Annotated in this window: 20 protein-coding genes and 2 pseudogenes; 5 read left to right on the top strand and 17 right to left on the bottom strand. The window is 57.1% G+C overall.

Features of this window, described 5'->3' with window-relative positions:
- Window positions 1-98: 98 nt before the first annotated feature.
- The 3 genes from repA to repC all read left to right on the top strand — a co-directional run bounded on the left by repA (window position 99) and on the right by repC (window position 3,776).
- Window positions 99-1,322: a plasmid partitioning protein RepA gene (repA, locus tag Q4Q11_RS09655; RefSeq protein WP_498569350.1), complete on the top strand. Its 1,224-nt coding sequence runs from the start codon at window positions 99-101 to the stop codon at window positions 1,320-1,322.
- On the top strand, window positions 1,319-2,356 hold the full coding sequence (gene repB / locus Q4Q11_RS09650; RefSeq protein WP_498569349.1) for a plasmid partitioning protein RepB: 1,038 nt from the start codon (window positions 1,319-1,321) through the stop codon (window positions 2,354-2,356). Before repA ends, repB begins: the two co-directional genes overlap by 4 nt.
- A gap of 187 nt (window positions 2,357-2,543) precedes the next feature.
- Window positions 2,544-3,776, top strand: a complete 1,233-nt coding sequence (gene repC, locus Q4Q11_RS09645) for a plasmid replication protein RepC (protein WP_498569348.1) — start codon at window positions 2,544-2,546, stop codon at window positions 3,774-3,776.
- Window positions 3,777-3,852: 76 nt separating this feature from the next.
- Here the strand turns inward: repC and Q4Q11_RS09640 are convergent, their stop codons facing one another.
- The 8 genes and pseudogenes from Q4Q11_RS09640 to Q4Q11_RS09605 all read right to left on the bottom strand — a co-directional run bounded on the left by Q4Q11_RS09640 (window position 3,853) and on the right by Q4Q11_RS09605 (window position 15,436).
- Window positions 3,853-4,026 carry a hypothetical protein gene (locus Q4Q11_RS09640; protein ID WP_498569347.1) on the bottom strand — a complete coding sequence of 58 codons (174 nt, stop codon included), beginning with the start codon at window positions 4,024-4,026 and terminating at the stop codon, window positions 3,853-3,855.
- 773 nt (window positions 4,027-4,799) lie between these two features.
- Window positions 4,800-5,318 (bottom strand): annotated as a pseudogene (locus Q4Q11_RS09635) (HIT family protein).
- 729 nt (window positions 5,319-6,047) lie between these two features.
- Entirely contained in the window at window positions 6,048-6,557 is a 510-nt protein-coding gene (locus Q4Q11_RS09630; RefSeq protein ID WP_498569346.1) for a hypothetical protein, read from the bottom strand.
- 200 nt (window positions 6,558-6,757) lie between these two features.
- Window positions 6,758-8,479 (bottom strand): peptidoglycan D,D-transpeptidase FtsI family protein, encoded by a 1,722-nt coding sequence (locus Q4Q11_RS09625; protein WP_498569345.1) that lies wholly within the window; start codon window positions 8,477-8,479, stop codon window positions 6,758-6,760.
- 203 nt (window positions 8,480-8,682) lie between these two features.
- Window positions 8,683-10,245 (bottom strand): glycosyltransferase family 39 protein, encoded by a 1,563-nt coding sequence (locus Q4Q11_RS09620; RefSeq protein ID WP_498569344.1) that lies wholly within the window; start codon window positions 10,243-10,245, stop codon window positions 8,683-8,685.
- A gap of 885 nt (window positions 10,246-11,130) precedes the next feature.
- Window positions 11,131-11,334 (bottom strand): cold-shock protein, encoded by a 204-nt coding sequence (locus Q4Q11_RS09615; protein ID WP_112513241.1) that lies wholly within the window; start codon window positions 11,332-11,334, stop codon window positions 11,131-11,133.
- 234 nt (window positions 11,335-11,568) lie between these two features.
- Window positions 11,569-11,952, bottom strand: coding sequence for a response regulator (locus Q4Q11_RS09610; protein WP_112513242.1), 384 nt, complete (start codon window positions 11,950-11,952; stop codon window positions 11,569-11,571).
- The gene (locus Q4Q11_RS09605; protein WP_498569343.1) at window positions 11,936-15,436 is read right to left on the bottom strand and encodes a chemotaxis protein CheB; all 3,501 of its coding nucleotides are present in this window, start codon (window positions 15,434-15,436) and stop codon (window positions 11,936-11,938) included. The genes Q4Q11_RS09610 and Q4Q11_RS09605 overlap by 17 nt, the downstream gene beginning before the upstream one ends.
- Before the next feature lie 189 nt (window positions 15,437-15,625).
- Here Q4Q11_RS09605 and Q4Q11_RS09600 point away from each other — a divergent pair, with 189 nt between their 5' ends.
- On the top strand, window positions 15,626-16,603 hold the full coding sequence (locus Q4Q11_RS09600) for a chemotaxis protein CheB (protein WP_498569342.1): 978 nt from the start codon (window positions 15,626-15,628) through the stop codon (window positions 16,601-16,603).
- On the opposite strand, the pseudogene Q4Q11_RS09595 reads toward Q4Q11_RS09600, so the two are convergent.
- From Q4Q11_RS09595 to Q4Q11_RS09575, 5 genes and pseudogenes are all read right to left on the bottom strand, one after another.
- Window positions 16,587-16,884, bottom strand: a pseudogene (locus tag Q4Q11_RS09595) (PIN domain-containing protein); the annotation flags it as partial. The gene Q4Q11_RS09600 and the pseudogene Q4Q11_RS09595 overlap by 17 nt on opposite strands.
- A 123-nt stretch (window positions 16,885-17,007) precedes the next feature.
- Window positions 17,008-17,421, bottom strand: a complete 414-nt coding sequence (locus Q4Q11_RS09590) for a hypothetical protein (protein WP_112513244.1) — start codon at window positions 17,419-17,421, stop codon at window positions 17,008-17,010.
- A gap of 236 nt (window positions 17,422-17,657) precedes the next feature.
- Window positions 17,658-18,833, bottom strand: a complete 1,176-nt coding sequence (locus Q4Q11_RS09585; RefSeq protein WP_498569341.1) for a site-specific integrase — start codon at window positions 18,831-18,833, stop codon at window positions 17,658-17,660.
- Window positions 18,830-19,234, bottom strand: coding sequence for a type II toxin-antitoxin system VapC family toxin (locus tag Q4Q11_RS09580; protein WP_498569340.1), 405 nt, complete (start codon window positions 19,232-19,234; stop codon window positions 18,830-18,832). The genes Q4Q11_RS09585 and Q4Q11_RS09580 overlap by 4 nt, the downstream gene beginning before the upstream one ends.
- Entirely contained in the window at window positions 19,231-19,488 is a 258-nt protein-coding gene (locus Q4Q11_RS09575; protein WP_007818561.1) for a type II toxin-antitoxin system VapB family antitoxin, read from the bottom strand. Before Q4Q11_RS09575 ends, Q4Q11_RS09580 begins: the two co-directional genes overlap by 4 nt.
- A gap of 103 nt (window positions 19,489-19,591) precedes the next feature.
- On the opposite strand from Q4Q11_RS09575, the gene Q4Q11_RS09570 reads away from it, so the two are divergent.
- Window positions 19,592-19,765, top strand: a complete 174-nt coding sequence (locus Q4Q11_RS09570) for a hypothetical protein (RefSeq protein WP_162701733.1) — start codon at window positions 19,592-19,594, stop codon at window positions 19,763-19,765.
- A gap of 980 nt (window positions 19,766-20,745) precedes the next feature.
- On the opposite strand, the gene Q4Q11_RS09565 is transcribed toward Q4Q11_RS09570, so the two are convergent.
- The 4 genes from Q4Q11_RS09565 to Q4Q11_RS09550 all read right to left on the bottom strand — a co-directional run bounded on the left by Q4Q11_RS09565 (window position 20,746) and on the right by Q4Q11_RS09550 (window position 23,728).
- Window positions 20,746-21,387, bottom strand: a complete 642-nt coding sequence (locus Q4Q11_RS09565) for a transglutaminase-like cysteine peptidase (RefSeq protein WP_498569339.1) — start codon at window positions 21,385-21,387, stop codon at window positions 20,746-20,748.
- Between the two features lie 104 nt (window positions 21,388-21,491).
- A complete protein-coding gene (locus Q4Q11_RS09560; RefSeq protein ID WP_498569359.1) occupies window positions 21,492-21,674 on the bottom strand; it encodes a hypothetical protein in 183 nt (60 codons plus the stop codon).
- 254 nt (window positions 21,675-21,928) lie between these two features.
- The gene (locus Q4Q11_RS09555; protein WP_498569338.1) at window positions 21,929-23,017 is read right to left on the bottom strand and encodes a nucleotidyltransferase family protein; all 1,089 of its coding nucleotides are present in this window, start codon (window positions 23,015-23,017) and stop codon (window positions 21,929-21,931) included.
- A gap of 120 nt (window positions 23,018-23,137) precedes the next feature.
- Window positions 23,138-23,728 (bottom strand): cadmium resistance transporter, encoded by a 591-nt coding sequence (locus Q4Q11_RS09550; RefSeq protein WP_112513250.1) that lies wholly within the window; start codon window positions 23,726-23,728, stop codon window positions 23,138-23,140.
- Window positions 23,729-23,874: the final 146 nt, after the last annotated feature.

Genomic DNA, 23,874 nt, shown 5'->3' with positions numbered 1-23,874 from the left:
TCATTGACCGTTAATCTCTGGACGGCCTGACAGAATCGTGTTCTATCTTCTGGCGGCCAAAGGTCGGCAAACCGGCGACAGGCCGCCAAGAGGAACAGATGGCGATAGAAAACCGCATGGAGACGATGGCTCCTTCCAGGGAAAATGCCGGCAGCAAAATTGCGCGCCATGCAACCGTGTTGTCGGGCCAGCTCCAGCAGCTCAGAACGCGCATGTATCCGCCGAAATCGGAAAAGATGCTCCGCCAGTTTCTGACCAACGAAGTGTCCAAGCTGACGTCGATTCCGGACTCGACCTTGAAACTGATGTCGAGCGAAGGCCGCGGCCCCGTTCCTAGCCGGCTGGAAAACAATCATCGCGTCTACACGCTTGCCCAGATCAATGAATTGCGGGAGCTGTTTGCCAAGCAGAAGCCATCCGAAGCGCTTCGCTTCCTGCCTCGCCGCCGCCAGAACGAGCACCTTCAGGTTCTTGCAATCGCCAACTTCAAAGGCGGCAGCGCCAAGACGACCACCTGCGTTCATCTCGCCCACTATCTCGCGCTGCATGGCTATCGCGTGCTTGCCCTTGATCTCGATCCGCAGGCGTCGCTTTCTGCTATGTTCGGCGCACAGCCGGAAATCGATGTCGGCGCCAACGAAACCATCTATGCCGCTCTGAGATATGATGCCACAGAAAGGCGCCCGATCCGTGAAATCATCCGCAAGACCTACTTCGACGGCATAGACCTCATTCCCGGCAATCTGGAAGTCATGGAATATGAACACGAGACCCCTCGTGTGCTCGCCCAGAAGTCGGGGACGGGCGCTATCTTTTTCGAGCGCCTCAAACTTGCTCTTGCCGAGGTCGAGGCGGACTACGATATCGTCATCCTCGATACACCTCCTTCGCTTGGGTTTTTGACGCTGAGCGCAATTTACGCCGCGACGAGCATGATCATCACGGTGCATCCGGCCATGCTCGACGTGGCATCGATGAGCCAGTTCCTCCTCATGATGGGCGATCTGATCAGCGTGCTCAACGAAAGCGGCGCCCAGCTCGACCAAGATTTCATCCGATATCTGGTCACCCGGCACGATCCGAACGATGCGCCGCAGTCGCAGGTGGTCGCCATGTTGCGCCACCTCTTCGGCGCCGACGTCTTGTTGCCGACGGCAATCGAAAGTACGGCGGTCGAAGCGGCCGGACTTGCCAAGCGCTCCTTGTACGAGCTCGAGATGGGCCAGATCGGCCGTGATACGCATAAGCGAGCGCGCGAGGCTGTGGACGCCGTCAACGAGTCGATCGTGCAGCTCATCAATGCAAGCTGGGGGCGTGGATGAGCAAGAGCCCGAGAAAATCCATCGTCGCAAGCTTCGGCCTGCTTTCCGCCGAATTGGACAGCAACGAATCCTCCACCGAGCAGCCTTCCCCCGCCCCTTCCCCCGCTCCGCCGGGTCGTGTGGGAGCGGGCGTCATCGGTGCCGCACACCGGGCGATCGGCGATATACGTGCCGAGCGCGATCGGCTGCGGGCAATCGTCGAATCCGGTGGCGGCTGGATTCAGGAGCTGGATCCGGACATCATCGATCCCTCCCCCTATCCGGACCGTCTGCCGGACGACGATCTCCATGATTTCGAGAGATTCAAGCGCTCGATAGAGGAGGAAGGGCAGAAGATTCCGATTCAGGTTCGACGGCATCCGTCTCAATCCGATCGCTATCAGGTGATTTACGGCCATCGCAGATGGCGGGCTGCTCGTGAACTTGGCCGTGCAGTGCGCGCCATTGAAGTCGAAATCTCCGATCTCGACCTGGTCTTGGCTCAGGGCATCGAAAACGCCGGCCGGCAAGATTTGACATGGATCGAACGCGCCCTGTTTGCCGCCCGTATGGATGATGCAGGCATCAAGGCACGACATATCTACGCAGCCCTTTCGATCGAGGATGCCGAGCTTGCGCGAATGCGCAGCGTCTACCGGGCAATCCCTTCGGATGTGATCGAGTCGATCGGGCGAGCACCGAAAATCGGCAGGCCTCGATGGCTGGAGCTCGCAAAAACCATATCCGACACACCGGATGCGCTGCGGACCGTACGCGCGATCCTGTCCGGTGCTCGTGACGAACATGAGACATCGAATGAGAGATTCCAGCAGGTTCTCAATGCAACCAAGCCTCGCCCCGGTCCGCGCAGCAGTACGCAGATCCCGCTTGCCGACGCCTCCGGAACTCAGCTCGGAGCCTTCCTTGTCTTACCCAAGGAAGTTCGAATCTCGGCCGAAGGAGCGCTGGGAACCGAATTCATAAAATTTGTCGAAGAGGAGCTGCCCGGCTTGGTCGAGCGCTTTTCTCGCCAACGAAATAGTCGCAACTCCTGACAGCTGTCAGGTTTTTTGATGGGAAAGGAAGCTTAGCAAAAGAAAAAAGGCCCCCAAACGTTGCCGTCGTGGAAGCCTTCTCTTCAATGTAGCAACTGAAGAATCGCATTTCCCCGAATCACAGTCAAGAGTTTTTGGCACCGTTTTTGGTGAACGGATTTCTTTTGCCTCTTCAGAGGTGGGGAAAATGCAAAATGGAAGTGTAACGACGCCGTTTGGGCGGCGGACGGTAGTGCTTGCCCTGCTGCGGCGACAGTCTGCAGCAGCAGAGGTGGGGCGTGCCAAATCAGCAGACAAATGGAGAATCTTTCGGGATGCCTCCGAGGCAAGAGAGCTGCTGGGGCTGCAGGATCGCAGCTTGGCCGTGCTCAATGCTCTCTTGAGTTTTTATCCCGACAATGAGCTTCGTCGAGACGCGCAGCTTGTTGTCTTCCCCTCCAACGCGCAGTTGGCCTTGCGTGCCCATGGCATTGCCGGTGCGACGCTTCGCCGGCATCTTGCCCTCCTCGTTGAGGCCGGTCTGATCGTGCGCAGGGATAGCGCCAATGGCAAACGCTATGCTCGAAAAAGCAAGACCGGAGAGATCGAAAGTGCATTCGGTTTCGATATTTCTCCCCTTCTTTGGCGTGCCGAGGAGCTGGCAGGCTTGGCCCAACAAGTAGTCGCGGACCGCCTTGCCTTCCGCCGCGCCAAGGAGAACCTGACGATTTGCCGGCGTGACGTCCGCAAGCTGATTGCAGCGGCAATCGAGGAAGGCGCTGCCGGCAACTGGGCTCCTATCGAAGAGAACTTCAACCGGCTTACCAATCTCATTCCCCGATCTCCGACGATGACGGAGATCGGTTCCATCCTTCAGGCTATGGAGCTTTTGCGCGGCGAGGTCATCAAGCTTCTGGAAAAGCAGGAAAAACCGCAAAATTATAGCACCAATGATGCTCATAATGAGCATCACATACAGAATTCAAATCCAGAATCCATTTCTGAATCTGAATGCGCCTGGGAAGATCGCAAACCAGCAATTCTTCAGGCTGAGAAACCATGCAACGGCGAGATGCGGGTATTCCCGCTGAGCCTTGTGTTGAAAGCCTGCCCCGAAATCTCGTCTTACGGCCCTAAGGGAGCCATCAACGATTGGCGGGACATGCTGTCGGCTGCCGTCGTGGTGCGATCCATGCTGGGTGTCAGCCCCAGAACCTACCAGGAGGCCTGCAACATGATGGGACCGGAGAACGCGGCGACAACAATGGCCTGCATTCTCGAACGCTCCGGGCATATCAACTCAGCCGGCGCCTATCTGCGCAACCTTTCAATAAAAGCAAAGCGCGGTGAATTTTCGCTCGGACCGGCTCTGATGGCGCTGCTCAGGGCAAATAACGGCACCGGTTATGCTGCGGGCAAAGGTTTTGTCATGACGTGCTGAGCGGCCACAGCTGATATTGCCTCAGTTATGGCCGTCCAGTTGCCGCCAGATCATTACCGGCGGGGTGAATACGAGATCAACGGCAGATGCGTTCCTTACGCACCACCCAATGACCATGAACTTTGTGCTTTACAGCCTTGACGATGCAATGGTGATGATGATGGCGATGGAAAGGGGCAGCCTGCGACGGAGCGCTGACGGCAACAGCTGACACAAGGGCGATTGCGGAAGCGAGAAGGACGTTTTTCATGGTGAACCTCGTAAGCATTGGGGGTTGATGCTGCGTGTTTACGCATGACTTTGATGACCGAATTCGACTTAACCGAAAATGAATAGCATCCTTACAATTTCGTAAGACTCAGATCGGAACTAACCGATGCTTGAGCCGGCGGCAAGTGCCCCCGGAAAGCGAAGGCGTCTGCTGCTGCGTGAAATGAATGGTCGGATCCATGTCGGAAGCCTTGCTTGTCCGCCCGCGACGAGAAGATTTCTTCGAGCCGGCATGACTCGGCCATATGCCAACATCACGGCTTGTCAGCTGACCACACCAGTCTTTGAAAAATCATTTCAAGGCGAGAGCTTTTGATGCACGAGGCTCGAAAAGCCGGTTCATTCCAAGCTCCAACCGGATCAGGAAAACGGACTTGAAATCGCAGTTCAGATACCTGTTTGCGCGAGTTTCCTGAGCAAAAGCGACGTTCGCATGCAGGGACAGTTTTGCTCACGAGAAGGCACTTTCAGCATTGTATGGCTGATGGAAATTAAAGCTGATATTACTTCAGGATAAAAAAATTGCGTTGGAAAATCAGCTCTTTACGTTACGCCGATTTCGACCCGGAAGAATAGAGAATCTCAATCTTTCTTCGACCATATTGCACGTCAGATACCCCGATTAGTCAAGCAAATTGTCGTCTGGCGCAGGCTGCCGATCCTTTTCCGCGGCCGCTGTTCTCATGCCCTCAACGGGTACACCGCCTGAGAAATTACTTGCCCTGGCGCGCGGCTGAGAGTTTCAGCATGCCTTCAACGAAAGATGGGTGGCGACGTGATGGACTGCGAGCTGAGAGGCATCGTTTTACGCAGCATTTCGATGACTTCGGGAATCTTAGGTCCCCTAATGGGAGGCGGATCAGGGCGTTCGCAGAACTCCCGCCAAACGAATAGCGTCAGCTCGGCGCCATCCGTTTCCGTTTCGCCTGGAACCGCTGCGAATTGCTAAAGCGCGCGATATCGCACGTCTTGCCAGAACAGCTCCTCGACCCAATCGTACATCGGGATCACATGGAAGTGGATTGCGAGGCCAGGAATATGGCCATAGCGGCCTATATATATCCGCCGGGCGTTCAATTGCTGTTTCAGAGCAGTTTGGGCTAGAGCCAGCAATGGGCCTATGTCGCTCAAGGCTGCATCGGATAACTCCGATAGATCGTCGGTCAACTTCCTCGAGCCAATGATGAGATAGCCAGGCATCGCGGAATTCATCCGATGGCTCACGAGCCATCCGTCGGTCTCGGCTATGAGAAATTGCTCATCAATTTCCACTTCCTATTCCTTCGCCCGATATGGACAGCTATCCCCGCTCAAATTTCCCTTCAGGAGGAAGAGGATGATGTCTGCGGCGGGGAAGGAATTCAAGCGGATGTGGCTTTCCGGTATCCGCTAGGGAAACAAACGGCGGGACTGTCCCAATCGATATTGTGGCCGTTCGCTGTTGCAAAGGTTATTGCCTGGGCGCGTAGGGTCAAAGAAGTGCCGAATCGGCTCTCACGACGAGGAAGATGGTGGCCGGGGCGGTCATAGACGCGCGTCGGTTGCGCCTGAAGAACTGAGCCGAAGGTACTCGCTTTTCAAAATCCTGACAGCTGTCAGGATTTTGAAGAAGCGTGTAAGGAAGGACGCGACGAGCGCGGACGGCCTGAGCCGCTTTCGAGGCAGGTTACGGGAATGTCGATGCCGTTCATCCGACGTCGTCACATAAAACCCTGACAGCTGTCAGGATTCTATCTATTGTAGCCTGATTGGCCGATCTTAGATCGCTATCGATGCAGATTCGCCTCGCGCCACTGCAGGCTTTTGATATATGGGAGGCCGCTTGAATTAGTTCCCCAAAAGGCTATGGCCATCCGGAAACGCCGGAACCTCCATCATAATCGAAGGTCCGGCCATGCGTTGTCAGCCAGTAACCCATCGAAGCCTTCTTGCCGGGGCAGCGTTTCTCAGCGTTAGCGTGAGGGGAATGGTCGCGAGCGGAATAAGTATCGAACCCAGAAATCATCGACATAAGAGAGGAATGAGGCGTGACCTTGGATCTGTTGGTCGATCCAGCCGAGCGCCTGCTGCTGGGCTCTCACCAGCGAACTTCCAGCCCCATGAAGTAGCTTGTCGCGTGATCGAACATATTTTGACAACGCCGTTCGACGGAACGACATGCTCGATCGGACGGCTCTGGTGGAGCAACTCCCGGTGCGTAGATATACGATATTCGTGACACTCCGATAGACCCGCCCGCCGGTATTTCGGGCAGCATTGAGCAGAGGCGAGGACCTGATCGATCCTGCTCGCTGGAATGCCGTCATCTGAAGCCGAGATGATCGGCAGGGAGATGAAGGGCAAGCCAATTCCCTGTAACATCCGCGCTTTGGCAAGATGCCAGAAGCAAGCACCGCTATGGATAATCGTGACCCGATACATCGACAGAGCGATAAAGCCTGCGCCGATCGCGATGAGGTATTTTGGGTGCGGCCTCGACGACAGATAGCCGGCAACGAACACCACCACCATGGTCGCCACGCTGCCCTGGGACAGCTCCGCCCAGGCGGCGGTGTAGCCGAAGTCCTGCGCACCGATTGCGGCAGGTATCGCGTTGTTGGGCAGCGGCGGGAATGAAGGGCAACGGCCGAATGCTTCTTACAGTGGCCGGCAGGAAGGCGTCATCGATATTTCCAGGTCTTCTTTTCAGCCGCCGCGAAAGGACACGACGCTCAGTAGGATGCAACCAGGTTCGTTCCGAAATCGGGCTCGATACCGAGGATCGGTGCTGCGCGGCTGATGATGTCGTGAACCATCGGTGCCGCCGTTTCGGCAGCGAGGTTCAGATTGTGCACCCCGGTCAGCGGCTGGTCGATGAAAGCTAGGACCACATATTTCGGATTTTCCATGGGAAAGGCAGCCAGGAAGGAATTGAAGCTGAGCTTGTGCGAATAGACACCGTGAATGACTTTGTTTGCGGTGCCCGTCTTTCCGCCGACGTGATAGCCGGGCACGTCGGCGGCTCTGCCGGTGCCCTGCTCGCCGTTCAGCCGGAAGAGGTAGCGGATCGTGTCGCTGGTGCTCTTCTTGACGATCATCGTTTCGGTCTTTTCGGCCTCTTCCTGCGTGCGCGGCAGGAAGGAGGGCTCGATCAGCTTACCGCCGTCGATGAGGGCTGCGCCAGCGACGGCGGTCTGCATCGGCGTGGTGGCGACACCATGGCCAAAGGCTATGGTTATGGAGTTGAGCTTCTTCCAAACTTTCGGCTGACTGGGCGCCTTCACCTCAGGCAGTTCCGTCTGCATCTTCGTCAACAGCCCGAAGCGGGTCAGATAGCTCTTCTGGATGGTCATACCCACCTTGTCCATCATCTTGGCCGTACCGATGTTGGACGAATAGCGGAAGATTTCCGGGATCGACAGGACGCGCCGCGGCACGTCGCGGTCGTCATGGATGGTAAAGCCGCCGTAGTGCAGGGGCGCGCTGGCATCGAAGGTGTCCGTCAGCTTGACCATGCCCGTGTCGATGGCCATTGCGATCGAGAAGGTCTTAAATACCGAACCCATTTCGTCGGTGCCGTTCGACATGCGGTTCAGCCAGCCCTTGACGTCCGCCTGCGGATCGTTCGGATCGAAATCGGGAGCGGAGGCCATGGCCAGCACCTCGCCGGTGTGGATGTCGAGAATGACGGCACCGGCCGCCTGGCTCTGGTAGCGGCCGATCGCATCCGAAACCACATCGTGGACGACGTTCTGGACGCGCAGGTCGATCGAAAGGCGCACCGGCTCCAGTTGGTCGCGGCTCGTCAGGCCGGTGGATGCGAGATCCGAGAGGCCCTGCATGTCGAGATATTTCTCCATGCCGGCAACGCCATGATTGTCGATATCGACATAGCCGAGAATGTGAGCGGCGGTTCGTCCGCCCGGGTAGAAGCGCTTGACCTCCGGCCGAAACCCGATCGCCGGAATGCCGAGCGCCAGGATTTCGCTCTGTTCCTTCGGCGTCAGCTGCCGGCGCAGCCATGCAAAATGCGAACGGCGGTCGGCGAGCTTCTTATAGAGGGATTTGCGGTCGATATCCGGAAAGATCGAAGCGATTTTCTCCACCGCCTCGTCCGGATCGACCACGCGGTTGGGCTCAGCAAACATCGAGACGGTGCGGATATCCGTCGCAAGCAATTCGCCGTTTCTATCGACGATATCCGGACGCGCCGCACTCACATGGTCAGGCGGAATCGCCGACGTGTCGGTCCTTGGCTCCATATCGAAATAGGTAAGCCTGGCAAAGATCGCCGCGTAGCAGATGACGAGCCCGCCCGCGAGCATCATAATGCGCGCTCTGGCGAGCTTGGCTTGGCCTGTAGCTCTCGCCGGCGGGCGCACGCGCCCTCCCGGGCCGAAGGTGATCCTGATAAGGCGACCGCTGTTTGCGCTGAGGGCGTGGATGATCGACATGACCGATTGTTCGCAAAAACTGGAGGGGCGGATGCGCCTTCCGATCAGAAATCTTTAACCTTGAGATGGTTAACAGAAGTCTAATATTAAGACCGCCTTACCATGCGCGCTTCAGAAAATAGCGTCTCGATCGAATGAGGCGCCGGCGCTGAAATCGGCCTTATGGTCAAGTCCCGGCGCGGGAGGAGCGCCAGTTTCAGCCGCTATTCGGCCTTCGGATAATACCACGCATAGCCGAAATGATAACGATCCGGGTCCTTCCCGTAATAGTAGGAAAGGGCGGCATCCTGTTCCGGCGGCAGCTGAACCTCGTTTCCGAATTTCGCCGTAAACCATCGTTTCAACTCATCCGGCATGGGTGATGGTTGTCCGTTTCGCTGGTTCCAGACCAAAAGGACCGGCCCCTCGCCGATAGCCTGGCGGCTGAGGTCCGATGCAGGATATTCCGTGGAGATCACGGCCGTATTCGGCATGCTCACACGAATATTGCCCGCCTTGTGCCATGTCGTCGTCACCACGACCTTGGGCTGACGGCCCTCCGCTGCGATGCTTTTATCCAGGAAGGCCGCGTAAGGTGTATTCAGATGCTCATATGAGTGGAAGTATCTCGCCAGCAGGACAGTTCCCGCAATGATGATGGGCAAGGCTACCATCATGACGATGGGCACATAAAGGAACCTTTTCACGACGGCCGGGTCTTGCTTGCCGGCAGCGTCGAGTTTCAGGCAGAAATAGATCGGCAGCAGAAACAGGAATGGAAGAAGCCAGCGGTCACGAAACTCAGTGAGCGTCACGATCAGTATCAACATCAGCAGGATGATCGCGGTGCTTGCGAGCATCCTTCCAAAAAAGTCGCTCCATTCGCTTCTGGCGCGCAGCGACCGCAGGAAGGACTGACGAAAGACCAGAAGGAAGACCGCGGTCGTGGGAACGACGATCCCTGCGGTCGTGCGGATCAATTCGGCAATTCCAAAGCCGATGTCGGACAATTTTCCGCCCGTCTCTTGCTCCGACATCGTCTTGACCGTCGTGGTCAGGACAAGATTCATATTGGACATCATCCAGACGGCATGCGGCAGAAAGACCAGAACGGCAATTGCCAGCGTCAGCAGGAGACGTCTGTCGAGGAGCCGCTTGCGACCCTCGGGATGAAGAAGGGTTGCGGCAAGGACGGTGAGCACGGTGAGAGCGAAATTATATTTCGTCAGCATTCCAAGCCCAGCCGAGAAACCGGCCATCGCATAGGAGGCGAGGGTCGGTCGGCGAATGGTCGACACCACGAAATAGATGAATAAGACAACTGCAAGAAGCGTCGCGACCGTATGGGTGAGATCCCTTTGAGCCTGCCAGAACATCTGCGGCATCGTCAGAAGAGACAGGGTTCCGACAGCCGCCAGTTTCTTGTCGACCACCAGCAGCCGCAGCAATTTATGATAGGCGAGATAGACGAGGAAGAGCAGAAGGTTTTTCACGACGACGAAGGACACGACGCTCGTGCCGAAAATTTCAAAGACGCCGTATTGAAACCAGTTATAGAGCGGCGGCTGCGCATCGTATCCCCAAGCAAGCCACTGGCCTACGAGAAATTGCTGAGCCTCGTCGATCCGCAGCGAGTCCGAGATGGAGATGCGGATAGCGGCCTGCACGGCGAAATATGCTGCGAGAATCCAGGGGACCCATCTGAAAACGGAGGACAATCGGCCATCTTCCGCAGATGCTTCTCCGCCGAACGCATCTGCAAAATTGCCCTTCTCCAGAGGCTTCATCCCGATCTCCGTGCATTTGCCCATGTCGTGGTCCGCGCCACGTCGCTGCCCCGTAACGGTTTCTGACATACCGCCTGAGGTCATCATATTGAAAGCGGATCTGCGTTAATTGCCGCCGTCGTGCATTCGGTCGCGGATCGTTGGTGCATTTTCGTCACGCGTGGGGGACCGCCGGTAGCGAGGCGAGCTTGCCGCAGGTGCGATCGGCTTGCTCGCCTGAACGCATGCGGCGTTTCGGAAAGCACGAACTTGCGCCGTCAAATTTTAGGTCTCGGCGACGGCTTATCCAGCATTGGGTGTATTGTCAAACATACCAAACGTATGTATATCTATTACCGAACTTGAACCGAGGCTCGGGAAGCGGATTTGATCTTCCGAAATGGGATGATGGCTCCTCGTCCTGAGCAGAAGTTTAACGGTATCCGACACATCGTGTCGGTAGCAGCAGCTGATCGTCTCCAATCCGAGAAGCTGCTCACTTAGATCGGTTGACCTCCGATCAAAGCGAGAAGGATCCGGCTTTCCCTCCGGATCCTTCTCTTTTTCAGGCTTTACCTGCCGTCGGCGACGGCGTCAGCTTGCGTATGCTGCGTAAAAGGTCTTCGGAAGCGGCGGTCGGACAATACCGATGCATGCCGCACCGCCGGTCGGACGGGTGCGATGCCGATAAGAGAGCAGCACTGCCTTTAACTCTCCGGCTTCCCGCACTTCTCGTGTTGAATGTCGGACATGATCGCATATCCAGCCGGGTTGTTCACCAGTCCCGCGGCTGTTCGCAGATGATGCCTGACGCTCGCCCAGATGAAAGATGCATTTTCGGGTCAGATCAGCTGACGCCTGCAGAAACGCTACCCGACATGTCGGGTAGCGGTGTGTCCACTGCTATCAAAGTGGCCTGACGTTTTCTGCTTTTGACTTGCCGGTCTTTCGATCCTGGCCGATGTCGTAGGAAACGGACTGCCCTTCTCTCAGCACATCGCCATATTGCAGGGCGGAGACATGGACGAAAACGTCCGGTCCTCCGGCTTCAGGCGTGATGAAACCAAAGCCCTTGTCAGCATTGAAAAACTTAACCTTGCCAGTCGGCATAACAATCCTCATGTCTTTGCAGTTTGAACGCGACGCCAACCTAGCGGTCAGCCATTGTCAGATCAAGCGGATCGCTTGAATGATTGGTTCGAACTTCACTCAAGGTGAAGCAGGCATACGGACGTTATCTGAGCGGGCTCCTACGGCTGAAGCCTCGTGAATTCGGCCATTTTGAATGGATGTGAGCCACAGGCTTGCAATCGGGGGCAATGATGGCACGACTGCTGGCAGCAATCATTCGCTGGTGCACTGTCTTATCGCTCGAACGAATGCGTCCTGATGGATTGGCTTCATGAGCACCTGGGCGGCTGGATGCTTCTCCCGCATGCTGTCCGGCAAGGGCTGGCCGGTGTAGAAGACGAACGGTATCCCACGCGCTGCCAATATGTCCGCGATCCCTTCCGACGTCTGACGGCCAAGGCCGACATCCAGCAAAGCGGCTGAAAGCGGCTCTTCCGACGCGATTTTCAGAGCGGCCGGCAACGTTGCTGCACTTACAATATCGGCGCCTGCCTCGGTTAAGGTTTGTTCAATTGCTATTGCAATCAGGAACTCATCGTCGACGACGAGAACCCGCATCCCCCGCAGATCCTGGGCGTGCTCAGCCTCGTTCCCCATTGTGCTGGTCCTCCGGAAGCTCAAGCTCTATTGTGCAGGTAAGTCCCTCGCGAGCGAACTCACGCTGCACGACTGCGCCAGGCAAGCCACGCTCGATGAGCGAACCTCCAAATCCTACTCTTTCAGGCTCGACCACCGGTGGACCTCCCGTTTCCCGCCATCTAACCATGAAGCGGCGATGACCGCTCTCGCGTTGGACCCCCCAACTCAGCAGCACTTGTCCTGTTCCAGCTGACAGTGCGCCATATTTTGCTGCGTTCGTCGCAAGCTCGTGAAGGACAAGGCCAAAGGGCGTCGCGAAGTCTGGAGGAATCATCACTGCATCTCCTTCGAAGACGAGGCGCCGCGGATCATCCGTCAGATAGGCCCCGAGCTGGCTACGAACGAGAGCGGCAAATTCGGCCCCTTCCCACCGAGCTTCGACCAACAGGCTATGGGCGCGTGCCAGGGCGTCCAGACGGCCCTCGAACAATTCCAGAAATCGTTTCTCGGAGCCTGCTGTCCGCAACGTTTGCCGTGCAATGGACTGAACAACAGCCAATGTGTTGCTCACCCGATGGCTGAGTTCGCTGATTAGCAATTTGCTTCGACGTTCCCATTTCTTTTGATCCGTTACGTCTCGCGTGCTTTCCAGAACCAGACGTCGACCGCTCATCAAAGCCAGCTCGATTTGGGTTTCCACCGTCAGAAGCCGCCCGTCCTTTGTTCGATGCAGTAATTCGCCGCTCCAGCTCTTTTGTTGCAGCAGCGACTGCTGGAGTTCATCGAACGTGCCGCCCGGAACGGACGTCCTGAGCAGCGTCTCCTTTCTCTTTCCGATCGCTTCCTGCCGCGAGTAACCATAGAGCTCCTCGCTCCCGCGGTTCCACTGAATGATGCCGCCATCGAAATCCCAGACGAAAATCGGGGAACGAGAGAGTTCAACCAACAGTGTTTCCTGCCTGAGCTGTTCCTCGCTTTCGCGTAAGGCTTCCTCCGCGCGGCGGCGTTCGCTAATATCGACGAAGGTCGCCACGACCCCATCGATCTTGTCATCAACAGTGCGGTACGGCCGGAGGCGGACAAGAAACCATCCACCGTCGAGGCTTTGGACTTCGTGCTCGACCGGTGCCAGGTCTTTCAAAACAGCGCGGGCGTGATCAGCCAATCCGTCATAACGGAGCTGGTGAGTGAAATCGGTGATCGGACGGCCTTCGTCGCTTGCGGTAACGTTGAACAATTCCGTCAGGCGAGGCGTGAAGCGCTTGATGCGCAGGTATGGATCGAGAAACAGGGTGCCGAAATCGGTTGCTGCCATGAGGTTTTGCAGATCGCTATGGGCGCGCGAGATGCTTTCCAGCTTGAGCTTTAGCTCATTGTTGACGGTCTGGAGTTCCTCGTTGATGGATTGCAGTTCTTCCTTGCTCGTCTCCAGTTCCTCGGAAGTGGATCGATACTCCTCGTTAATCGATTGGAGTTCTTCGTTGGCAGCGCGTAGCTCCTCGTTCGTCGCCTCGGACTCCTCGCGTGTTGCACGAAGACGGCTATGAGCCAGCTGAAGCTCCTCTTGGAGCTGTTTGACGGTCTCTCCTTCGCTTCCCCGATCAAACCGAGCGCCACCTGGGAGCGAGTCTTCGTCCAGCGCCTCACCCTCGATGAACATGACGAGCGCATAGCGCGCCGGATCATTGTCCTGAAGCACGGGCTTCACTTGCAAGTAAACGCTACGCTTTGAGCCGTCGAGCTGAACCGGCAGCGCCATGCTGAGTGTCGCTTCGCCACGCTCAAAGGCGCGGTGAAGGGCTGTCCTGAGATCGAAACGAAGCGCTTCTCGGACCATTTCGGTCGCTTCCATGCTCACCGATCCGGCGGAATACTGGAGGAACCGGCCCGCATTTTCCGAAAGGTGAACGGCTCGAAAATGTTCGTCTACCAGCATGCTTGGGGGAGCGATCTTCTCCAGCATCTGCCGATGCAAAGCGGCATCGCCGATGTTCGCGCCTGGCGAGGAGGGGCGGGGAACTGCTGGTCCGCCCTCTGCTGCCTGGCGGGGGCCAAGCAGCATCGGTAGCGCGGATCGCTTTTCCGCCGGATTGCCTGTCGAGCGATAGATTCTTGCATCACGGTCTATGGCCCTGAAGAGGCCGGCTGGCTGATCGGCGCTTTCTGAGGCCCCCAGGAAAAGGAAACCACCTGGATTAAGCGCGTAATGAAAGGTATTGCAGACTTGCTGCTGCAATTCCCGATCGAGATAGATAAGAAGATTACGACACGAGATCATGTCTACCCGCGAGAAAGGCGGATCGCGCAGAAGGCTGTGATTGGAAAACAGCACTACGTCACGAAGCTCTCGTCGGACACGATAATGCTCTCCTTCGCGCAAAAAGAACCGGCGAAGCCGTTCATCGGAAATGTCCGCTTCGATCGTCGCGGGAAACCGGCCTTCCCGGGCGACGGCCAGAGCCCTGACGTCCAGATCAGTACCGAAAACTTGAAGTTCTGGCCTCAGATCTCGACGAGCCGCTTCTTCAAGCAATAAGATGGCGAGCGTGTAGGCTTCTTCGCCCGTCGCGCAGCCTGGCACCCAGACTCGGATGCTGCCGGCTGCGTCCTTTCCTTCGAAAAGCACGGGTATGACGTCGCGGGCGAGAAGATTGAAGGCGTGTGGATCGCGAAAGAACGTAGTAACCGAGATCAGAAAGTCGGCAAAAAGAGATTGAGCCTCTTCGGGGTTCTCTCGCAGGTAGGCATAGTAATCCGAAAGGCTGTCTTGTCGCGTGACCTGCATGCGTCTCGCGATCCGACGCAGGATGGTCGCGCGCTTATACAAGGAAAAATCATGGCCGATCCTGATGCGAAGGTGGCCCAATATGCGTCGAAGCGTCTCCTCGTCCGTATCCTGTACTGGGGTAACCGATCCCTTTTCACCGTCATTCAAAAGATCAGTGAGCTGTTGCGCCAGACTTCGGATCGGAAGCACGAAGTCCGCGATTTCGGCATCGATCGCATTGCGCGGCATGGATGGGTATTCCGCCTCTTTTGGATCCTGCACGAGAATAATGCCCCCTGCCTCCTTGAGTGCTTTAACACCGTTGGCGCCATCGGTGCCGGCCCCGGTGAGGATGACGCCATAAATGCGGCCATTGGCGTGCTGGTCAGAGAGCGATCGAAAGAAAAGGTCGATCGGCGCGCGATGGAAACGAGGCTCATCGAAAGGAACTCCCGAAATTGTGTGATCGGAGATCAGAAGCCGGCTGTTCGGCGCGATGACATAGACATGGTTGTTTTCGAGCTTTGCTGTCTCGTTGACCTGAGACACCGGCATCGGCGTTCTCGTGGCGAGAATGTCGGCGAGCTGGCTTCTGGACTCCGGATCAAGATGAACGATGACGACAAAAGCCGCGTTCGGCTCGTCCGGCAGTGCCTCGAAGAAGCTTTGAAGGGCTTTGACACCACCGGCTGATGCACCGACCCCTACGATCGACGGATCGGAATCTGACGCCATGACATATCTCCCTATCTGCTGGCCATTGCCCCAGAAAGCGCAGCCGTTCATGAGTTCGCATTGTACATTTTAGTTCCGCGTCCGGGCAATCGTTCTAATGGCAGAGCTGGGCCGCTTGTCTTAAGGCCGTGGAGCCCGTCCGATCGAACAAAAAGGTTTCTGAGATGTTCGGGAGGCGCAGGAGATAACATGAACCGCCGCGACATCATTGCAATCGGAGGATCATTAGGGGCTGTGGACGCGGTCAGGCAGCTCTGTCAGGGGCTGCCGGGCGACCTTGCTGCATCGATGTTTATCGTTATTCATGTCGGCGCTAAGGGTAACAACCTGCTGGGCGAGATTTTTAACGCCCAGTCAGCGATTTCCATCCAGACAGCGGTAGATGGGGAGGTTCTGCGGCCGGGTCACGCCTATGTCGCTCCCGCCGACCACCACCTCCTGGTGATGGGCGATCGGATGAGATTAGGCCGGGGACCGCGCGAGAATATGGCCCGTCCGGCACTGGATCCACTTTTTCGCTCCGTCGGCGTCTCCTTCGGACCACGAGCGATTGCGGTGGTGCTGACGGGCATGCTCAATGACGGGGCGGCCGGGCTCGCGGATGTCAAACGATGCGGTGGGATCACCGTGGTGCAAACACCTGCGGATGCGTTCGCTCCGGATATGCCGATGGGAGCGCTTCAAGCCAGCGATGTCGATTATCGCGCCCCGTTGTCGAATATGGCGGAGCTTTTGGTGAAGCTCTGCAGTGAAGAAGCAGGTCCTGCTGTCGAAATTCCGGAAAATATCAGGAGCGAGGTCGCAATCGCTTTGGGCAGGCGAGCGGATGCCGAGACGACCGCACGGCTCGCCGATCCGGTTGCGCTCACATGCCCGGCATGTGGGGGTGTCCTTTCACAAATCAAACAAGGCTCGCCACTGCGGTTCCGGTGCCAGGTCGGCCACGCCTACACCGCCGAAGCCCTCGCGAGTGAACAGGAGGGCTCGGTGGACGAGGCGGTTCGCGTGGCGCTGAGGATCATGGAAGAGCGGATCGCCCTTACCCAAAAGATGGCCGAGGATGCGCGCAGGTCCGGCAGAGATGCGGCGGCTGCCTTGTATGAAAAGCGATTGAACGAGAGCCGAACCTATGCCGACGTTCTACTTAAGGCTATCGCAATGCCGTAGATCGATGGTGCCGGTAAGCCATTCCAAATCCCTCAAAATCCTCGACGTTGCGGGTCGCGATCGTGAGGTCATGGACAATCGCGGTGGCGGCAATCAAACCGTCCATAGATGAAAGCCCTCGACCACTGCGCTTTGCAAGGCCCATAAGATTGCTCCATGCCAAGGCGATCGGTTCATTCACTGTGACCCCCCCGATTTTCGAAGCGCCCGGGGAGGTCTGTCGCCAGCCATTCTGTCAGGGCATCACGCTTTCGCCCAGCGTCCATCAAGGCGACGTCTCGACACCTAGAACATTGAAACCAGCTTCGCATGGCACCCCCGCGAATGAACAGGACATTACCGCGGTGTTCACGCGAACTTCATCTGGAAATGTCCGTTATGGCCTGCTCGGTATCCGGACGGGCCTACTTGATGGAAAAGTCGACGGTTTTCAGCACCTTGCCGTCCACAGATAGGACCGCCTGGTATTTGCCGACGGGGAAACCTGCGTTCGGTTTGCTAAGTGACGCATCAACGCGGTTTTCCAGCGAGCCGATATCGAAACTGGATTCGTCTATTTTATAATTCGCTGGTGCCACACCGTTGGTATCAACAGCGATCCACGAAACGGTGATCTTTGAGCCTGACTGAATGTCCTCTGCAACGTCCGCCGACAGATAAATGGCGGCACTGTTCGCCGGAAGCGTCGTCTCTGTCGCATCGGCATCCTTGCTGTTCGAGACGATGATGTTCTCAAAGCCTGAGGCCCAAGCCGTCGAAGTCGAGGCAATGGCTGCCGTAAAAACAACCGCTCGTAAGATGTTCGTGATATTCTGCATCTTAAATTCTCCCGATTAGCAGGTCTTCTTAGGACGACTTCATGAATCCAAAATTAGGAGCATGCAGCCGCCACAGACATTTTTGGCGTTATTGCCCAGCGAACCAAAAATAGTCGTGACGGCCAACAGGTGTTTATTGTGGCGGCACTAAAATCGACGCTAGTCGGCCCTTCTTTACAAGCGGATGATTGATACGGCGATGCCTTGGCAGAGCTGGAGAGCGCGAATGTCATAGTTCACAGAATGAGCCGAGCCGCGCGTCCGTTCTTTCGCTCGGCATTGTTGTAGTAGCTCGCGGCCTGCGTCACTGACTTATGTAGGGATTGCTGCATCGCCTCCTGTAGCGGTATGCCACGATTGGCGGCTTCCGTCAGATAGCCGGACCGCAGCCCATGCGCGGAAAACATCTCGGCATCCAACCCAGCCAGCTTGCACCGGCTCTTCAAAATCAGATTGACCGATTGCGGCGTCAGCGCTCGCCGGTCGATATTGCCCCACTGGTCGATCCGCCGGAAGAGCGGACCGCTCTCGATCCTAGCTTCTTCAATCCAGCGCTTCAGCGCCTCGACAGGCCGACCGATCAGCACCACATGCACGCGGTCGTCTGCCGTCGTCGTCTTGGTGCGGCCGAGGTTGACAGTGAGGCACGGCAGGAGAGGGGAGGTGGGGTTTCTTGGATCATCATGGACTGGTTCTTCATCGACCAGATCCTCGACCCGCAGGTCGGCGACCTCGGAGCGCCGCCGGCCGCCGGAGGCAAATGCGGTCAGCAGCAGCGCGCGATCGCGAAGATCGACCAGGCGTTCACCGTCGCAGGTGGCCAGCAGCTTTGCCAAGACATCGCCGGTGACCGCCTTTTTGCTCTTGCGTCGCCTTGGCCGAGCGCTGGCCCGCACCGCGAGCCTGAGTGCGGATTTCAGGGAAGGGGCGGAAAACGATCCGCTCAGGCCACGCCAGCGGGTGAGGATCGACCAGGACGTCAGTCGCCTGCGCACGGTATCCGGCGCGTGCGGACCGTCGGCACGCAAGAGCCCCTTGGTCCGCAGTCCCACCTCGACGTTGTCAGGCATGCCATGGGTGCGATCCTCGGCGCGTTCGACCGGATCCCAGAGATGATGGGCGACAAATTTCAGGAGCAGGCTTTCCGGCGCCGGCCAGGGGAGGGCGCTGCCGGTGGCAAGCTCGCACCAGGCTTCGAGATAGCCGAGATCGGAGGCAAGCGCGCGCAGCGTATTGGCGCCCATTCCTTCCTTGGCGAGATACTTGAGGGTGGCGACATCCTCGTCCGTCAGCAGCGTCGCCAGTTGGTCGCGGCGGTCGATTGGCAGGATGGCGTCGAGCGCATCGAGTTCTTCGGCGCGGTTGAGCACTGGATCAGCGGGGGAGGGCTGGACGACAGCTTTGCTTGTCATTGCGTAGCCGATGCGGGATGGCACTTTACGTCTGTCTGCCCGAAATCATTTCCCTTGAAGAGGAGAGGGGCCTTGGCAACCGCGGCAACGGCATAGGAGAAGCAGTCGCCTATGTTCAGGCTGGCCGGATGGCGACCTTTACCAAACAGGTCGAAGGCCTTCTCGGCGGCATAATAATGCCGCTCGCCAAAGGCCAACGCGGTCACATTTGGCAGCGCCACGAGCTGTGAAATGATGGTTGCAGCGTTGGGAAAGCTCTTGCCGGTGAGCACCATTCGTGCCTCAAGCAAGGTCGGCCAGCCAATGACGACTTCCTGACGGGTGACGAGCGCATGAAACCGTTCAGCTTCGGGCTCTCCCAGTGAAGTGGCCACAATCACCGACGTATCGACGGCGATCATTTCGGCAAGCCATTTTCGTCGTAGAGATCATCGTGGGCGGAGGTGGTGCCGGGTGGCACGGACCGTCGGCCCTCCGCCATTAACTCCCAAAGCGTGTCGGCTGGCGTCTGTGTTGGCTTTTGCCGCAGTTCTTGGTCGTAGTGCTCGAGCGCGATCTCGACGAGCTTGTTGATTGGTTGGCCGGTACGTCTGGCCAGCGCGTGCGCCAGATCGCGTGCCTTGGAGCTGCGGATGGAAAGCTGCGGTTCGGACATGTTGAGCACTCCTGGCCCGGATATCATGGCGCAAAGATAGTGCTTTGCGGCGAAGATAGCAAGGTTTGGCGTCTGATGGCTAACTATCGATACTTGATACGAAATGCTAGCGAAACTCGAATTCCTTTACGAGGTTTTTCGCGGTGACTCCGAGCAGGAAGTTCAATCGGAGGCGGCAGCTACAACAGATGCTAGTGGTCTTGGCGACGAAATGGATTTGGAGCTCGATCTAGAGGCCGATATCGACTTAGAAGCGGAAGACCAGGGCGGATCTTAGAGATCGTATAGGATCTTCAGGCAGTTCTCGCCGCTTGCACAAGTCGCCTCCGAGGCCATGCAGGAGCGGTAGACCAATCAAAGGGAAAACGGGCACAGTGAAAAAGGCAAATAATTTCGGGGGCGATCGCTATGGCGGCGCTTACAATACCGGCACAGGCACAATCGGCGGCAAGCAGGGGCGGATATGAATACGACAAAATTTGCTGAGCGATCCATCGGCTCTCAATTGGAACATCGAGGCATGCAGCCACGGTGGCATCAGACCTGAGGTGCAGGAAGGGCTTGCGAAGCTCATGGGTGTGTCGGAGGCGAATGTCCGGCTAGAGTTTTGCCGCCGTGTCCTCACCGCCTATGCGAGAGGCCGTATCCCCTATGATGATTACCTTCAGTTCAAGCAAGGCGGCGGTATGCTTGCGAGTGTTTTGAGGGCTTTGAGGATTTCGGGCTCAGGCCCAAAGAAGCCACCGGCCCAGGGAAAGGCTGAAATTGTCCTTCCAGCGTCAGCGAGAATGGATTCTGGTGAGACATTCAAGGGCTCGACTGTTCAGTTTCATCGCGCTTTGATCTAGATTTGCATTTGAGGCTGATCCAATCAGCGGCTGCGAATCCATTGACGAATTTGTGGTTTCGACATCCAGACAGGGTTACGATGAAATGCAAATCTGGGTGAAATCTCGACACAAACGGACACCCCGGGGTTTGCACGACTCTGGCGGAGGGATAGCCCCCTCGACGAGCAGTCTGGATTCAGGAAGTGCCCTGGATAGGCCGGAGCCGAGCCCAAGCTTAGTGAGGCGAACCTTGACAGAGGATAGCGTAATTTTCATCGGCAAGTTGTCCATGATGGCGACGTTACCGTTTATTGCGCCATCGTAGACAAAGGGTGCGGCCCGGTTGCCGGATAATTCTGCGGACTGAGGCATATTGCTTGGGGAAATCGGTTCGGAAGTGATTTATCACCCGGGAACGCTCGGATCGCTATTTCACGATAGTGGCCACGACAATCGGCTCCTGGATGATATCCACCCAACGCCCGGTATCATCGGTCGCCTGGCGCTTCAGAAAATGATATGGCGTCTGCGTCCAGTTCTTTACGTCGTCGGTCAGGTTGTCGAGAATGAAATCGCCGCGGTCGGTGCGCACGGTGACGACCGCATGACCTTCGCCATCCGGCAGGCGGACAACCGTGATTAGCAAATCGGCGAGCGACATGCCCTTTTCCATGAGTTCCCTTCGCTTTTCCAGAGCGTAGTGCTCGCAATTGCCCATGCCGTCGTCAGGATAATTCCAATACTGGACGACGCCGTAGTGATCCATATCGCTGATTGGGTGGACCCATTTATTTACGGAGGTGTTGACTTCCACGATCTCATCCCAAGTCTTTTGGTTGATCGTGATTGGGTGCAAATCAGTGGGATGCATCGAGCATTCATCAGGCCGCCGCTTGCAAAATTCGTAATGCCCGATCGGCTGTGAGGTTATCGATCCTGTCGACATAAACTGGTTTGATGCAGCCGATGCACTCGCGCCGTACGAAAGCAGCGCAATGGCAAAGGTCAAAGCCGAGACAATGCTCTTATATAGGGAGAGCATCCTGGTTGGCCGGACTACGCAAAACATAAAGTCGCCTTTACCTAAGGAACAATATTAACGGATCGTTAAGTTTTGCGGCACCCAAAGTCAATTTGGGCGGCCAGGCCGGCGCCGCAAATCTTAATAGATGGTTAATGGCGAGAGCCAAGAGGTAAGCGCAGGGGAAATTCGCGTGCAAATTCCGATTCTGTCGGTAGCTCTGTCTGCAACGGCTCGGGAAGGGCGTCAGAGAGCCGGTATTCGGCAACACCCATCGGCTTTGTTGAATCTCGAAGCGCGTGTTCGACGATCACCTCATCCTGACCCTTGCACAGAATGATATAGCTTTGCTTCCGATGAGACTATTGACGAGGCGGATGGCAGCAGGAGCCATTCAGGCCCGGGAATGATTTGAATTCCCCGAGTGTAGGTCGCATCCACCTCATCCAAGATAGGCTCCAGCCGAGCCTCGGCCCCGACTGCATCCATCCATTCCTGTGCTTTTGCTTCGCTAAGCGTCTTCTAATCCCTTGGTCATGGGCACATCCAAGGCAGTCCCCATTCTTGTGTAAAGATATGACGGCGCTCTTCAGAACGGTGTGGTGATATCTTCCCGGATTTGGGTAGCGCCGAGCTGAAGGGTATCGAGGAGCTGCCGACGGCCAGTATCGGTCATCATCGCTGCCCCTGCCCGTATGGCGTCTTGCCATGCTGAGCCACGCTCCCATGCCTCATTGTAGACCAGCGCTAGGTCAGACATCCGGCGCGTTAGGGCTAGGGCTTCGAACAGCAGCTCGGCTTGCCGGATATCCTTATCCCGTTTGATCGCGCTCATTCCGTCGATGTGCCGGCGGCTGGCGACGATGAGCTTATGGACAGCGTACCGGGACGGATCCGGGACAACAACCGGAATGCCGCTTTTGTGCAGGAGCAGCGTGCGGACCGGATCGCGGATCAAGAAATCGAGGAAGCGCAGAGGATCGGCGCTGGCACCGCCAAGGGCGGGCATCCTCGCGGGCTGATCCATATAGTCGTCGCTACCTCTGTTCGAGGTCAGGAACTCAACGCGATAGCCGCTCTCGGTAGCGAATGCGGAGGAGGCGGCTCCGCCCGATCGATGAGGCACCGCCCGGAAGGAAGGGTCGACCGCCTGCAGCAGATCGAGAATGGGCGGTAGACTGTCTTCGACCTCATGGGAAATGGCGTAGTCCTGGGCCAGATCTGCATCGCCGGTCAGGAGCGCGGCCATGGGTAGCCGAACGCCGAGAATGCCCGCGTATGTTTGGAAAGCGACGGTCCCGATCAGAACGCCACGGAGCCGGAATAAGCCGCCGGCCGCCAGAGCTTCGACGACGTCGCCGGACATGTGGTCGGGCGCGATCATGCCACCTTCTCGGGTCAGGGACGAGACCAGGCGACGTCTTGCGCGGAGATCGTCCTTGTCGCGCTTGTGAGCCTCGACACGCTGCGCGATGTCCGGATCGTCCGCGGCACCGACATAGCGACGTGTCCTACCACCTGTCCCATCGGGGATGTCGAAATACCAGTAGCGCCGACCCTTCACCGTGACGGGAGTAAATCTACCCTCTGGAGGAAAGTCGGCTGTCCATGCAGCGTCGAGCGAACGCTGGCCCAGCTCGGCGAGCATGGTCTGGTACATAAGGTCAATGGTCTTCAAGGGTCGCCTCGCATTATACCTTTTCGGGGAAAAGATATAGTGCATTAGGAAGTAGGGAACAAGAGAGCCTTGTCACAGGGATGGCCAGGACGGCTGAGTTATACCCTTTTTGTGAACAGGCTACAATGAGAGATGGGGCAGGCTGCCGGCTTCATACAGGATGAGCGCCCCGATTACGATTAGAATGATGGGTGTCGCAATGTGTCCGAACCGCCGGATGGGCGCACCGAGCGCACGATGATTGACCAGAAAGTGGGATATCAAGATCCAGATCGCCACCATGATGACAAACACCAGGATCGTCGCCACAATAGATGCAGCGGGGCTGGTGGCAAACACTGGCGTGTAGATGCCAATATTGTCACCGCCGTTTGCGATCGTTACGCCTGCGACGGCGAGAACATTGCCGAGGGCAGGCTTGCCTAAGTCATCTTCCGGGTCGCCATGGCTTACGCATAGCTCGACAAGCTTCTTGCCGCCGATGAGGATTGGAAGTAGTCCAAGCAAGCCGACATGGGCGGGGCTAAAGACGAGCGAAACGAGCGATGCCAGGAGGCTGGCGGCGACCAAGACGGCAAAGCCGAGATACTGGCCGATAATGACCTGTCGCGTCTGAAACTTCGGATTGGCGAAAAAGCCCAGTAGAACGAAGATGTCGTCGATATTCGTAGAGGCGAACAGGACAATCGCAAGACCGACAGCACTCAACATCAAGCTTCAACTCGCAGCTTAGATTCAACGGTGGCCAGATTTCAGCTCTGGCATCTCCCGATGCTCATGACTTATCCGTCGACGCATCGCAACAGATCCCGGTCCACATGGACGAAATCAACGGCCGCTCAGTGTCAGTGCCGTCG

It is taken from the genome of Rhizobium sp. UFLA01-1127, from assembly GCF_059803845.1.
Note: the sequence above shows the minus strand (reverse complement) of the source record. Positions and strands in the feature narration are given on the sequence as shown.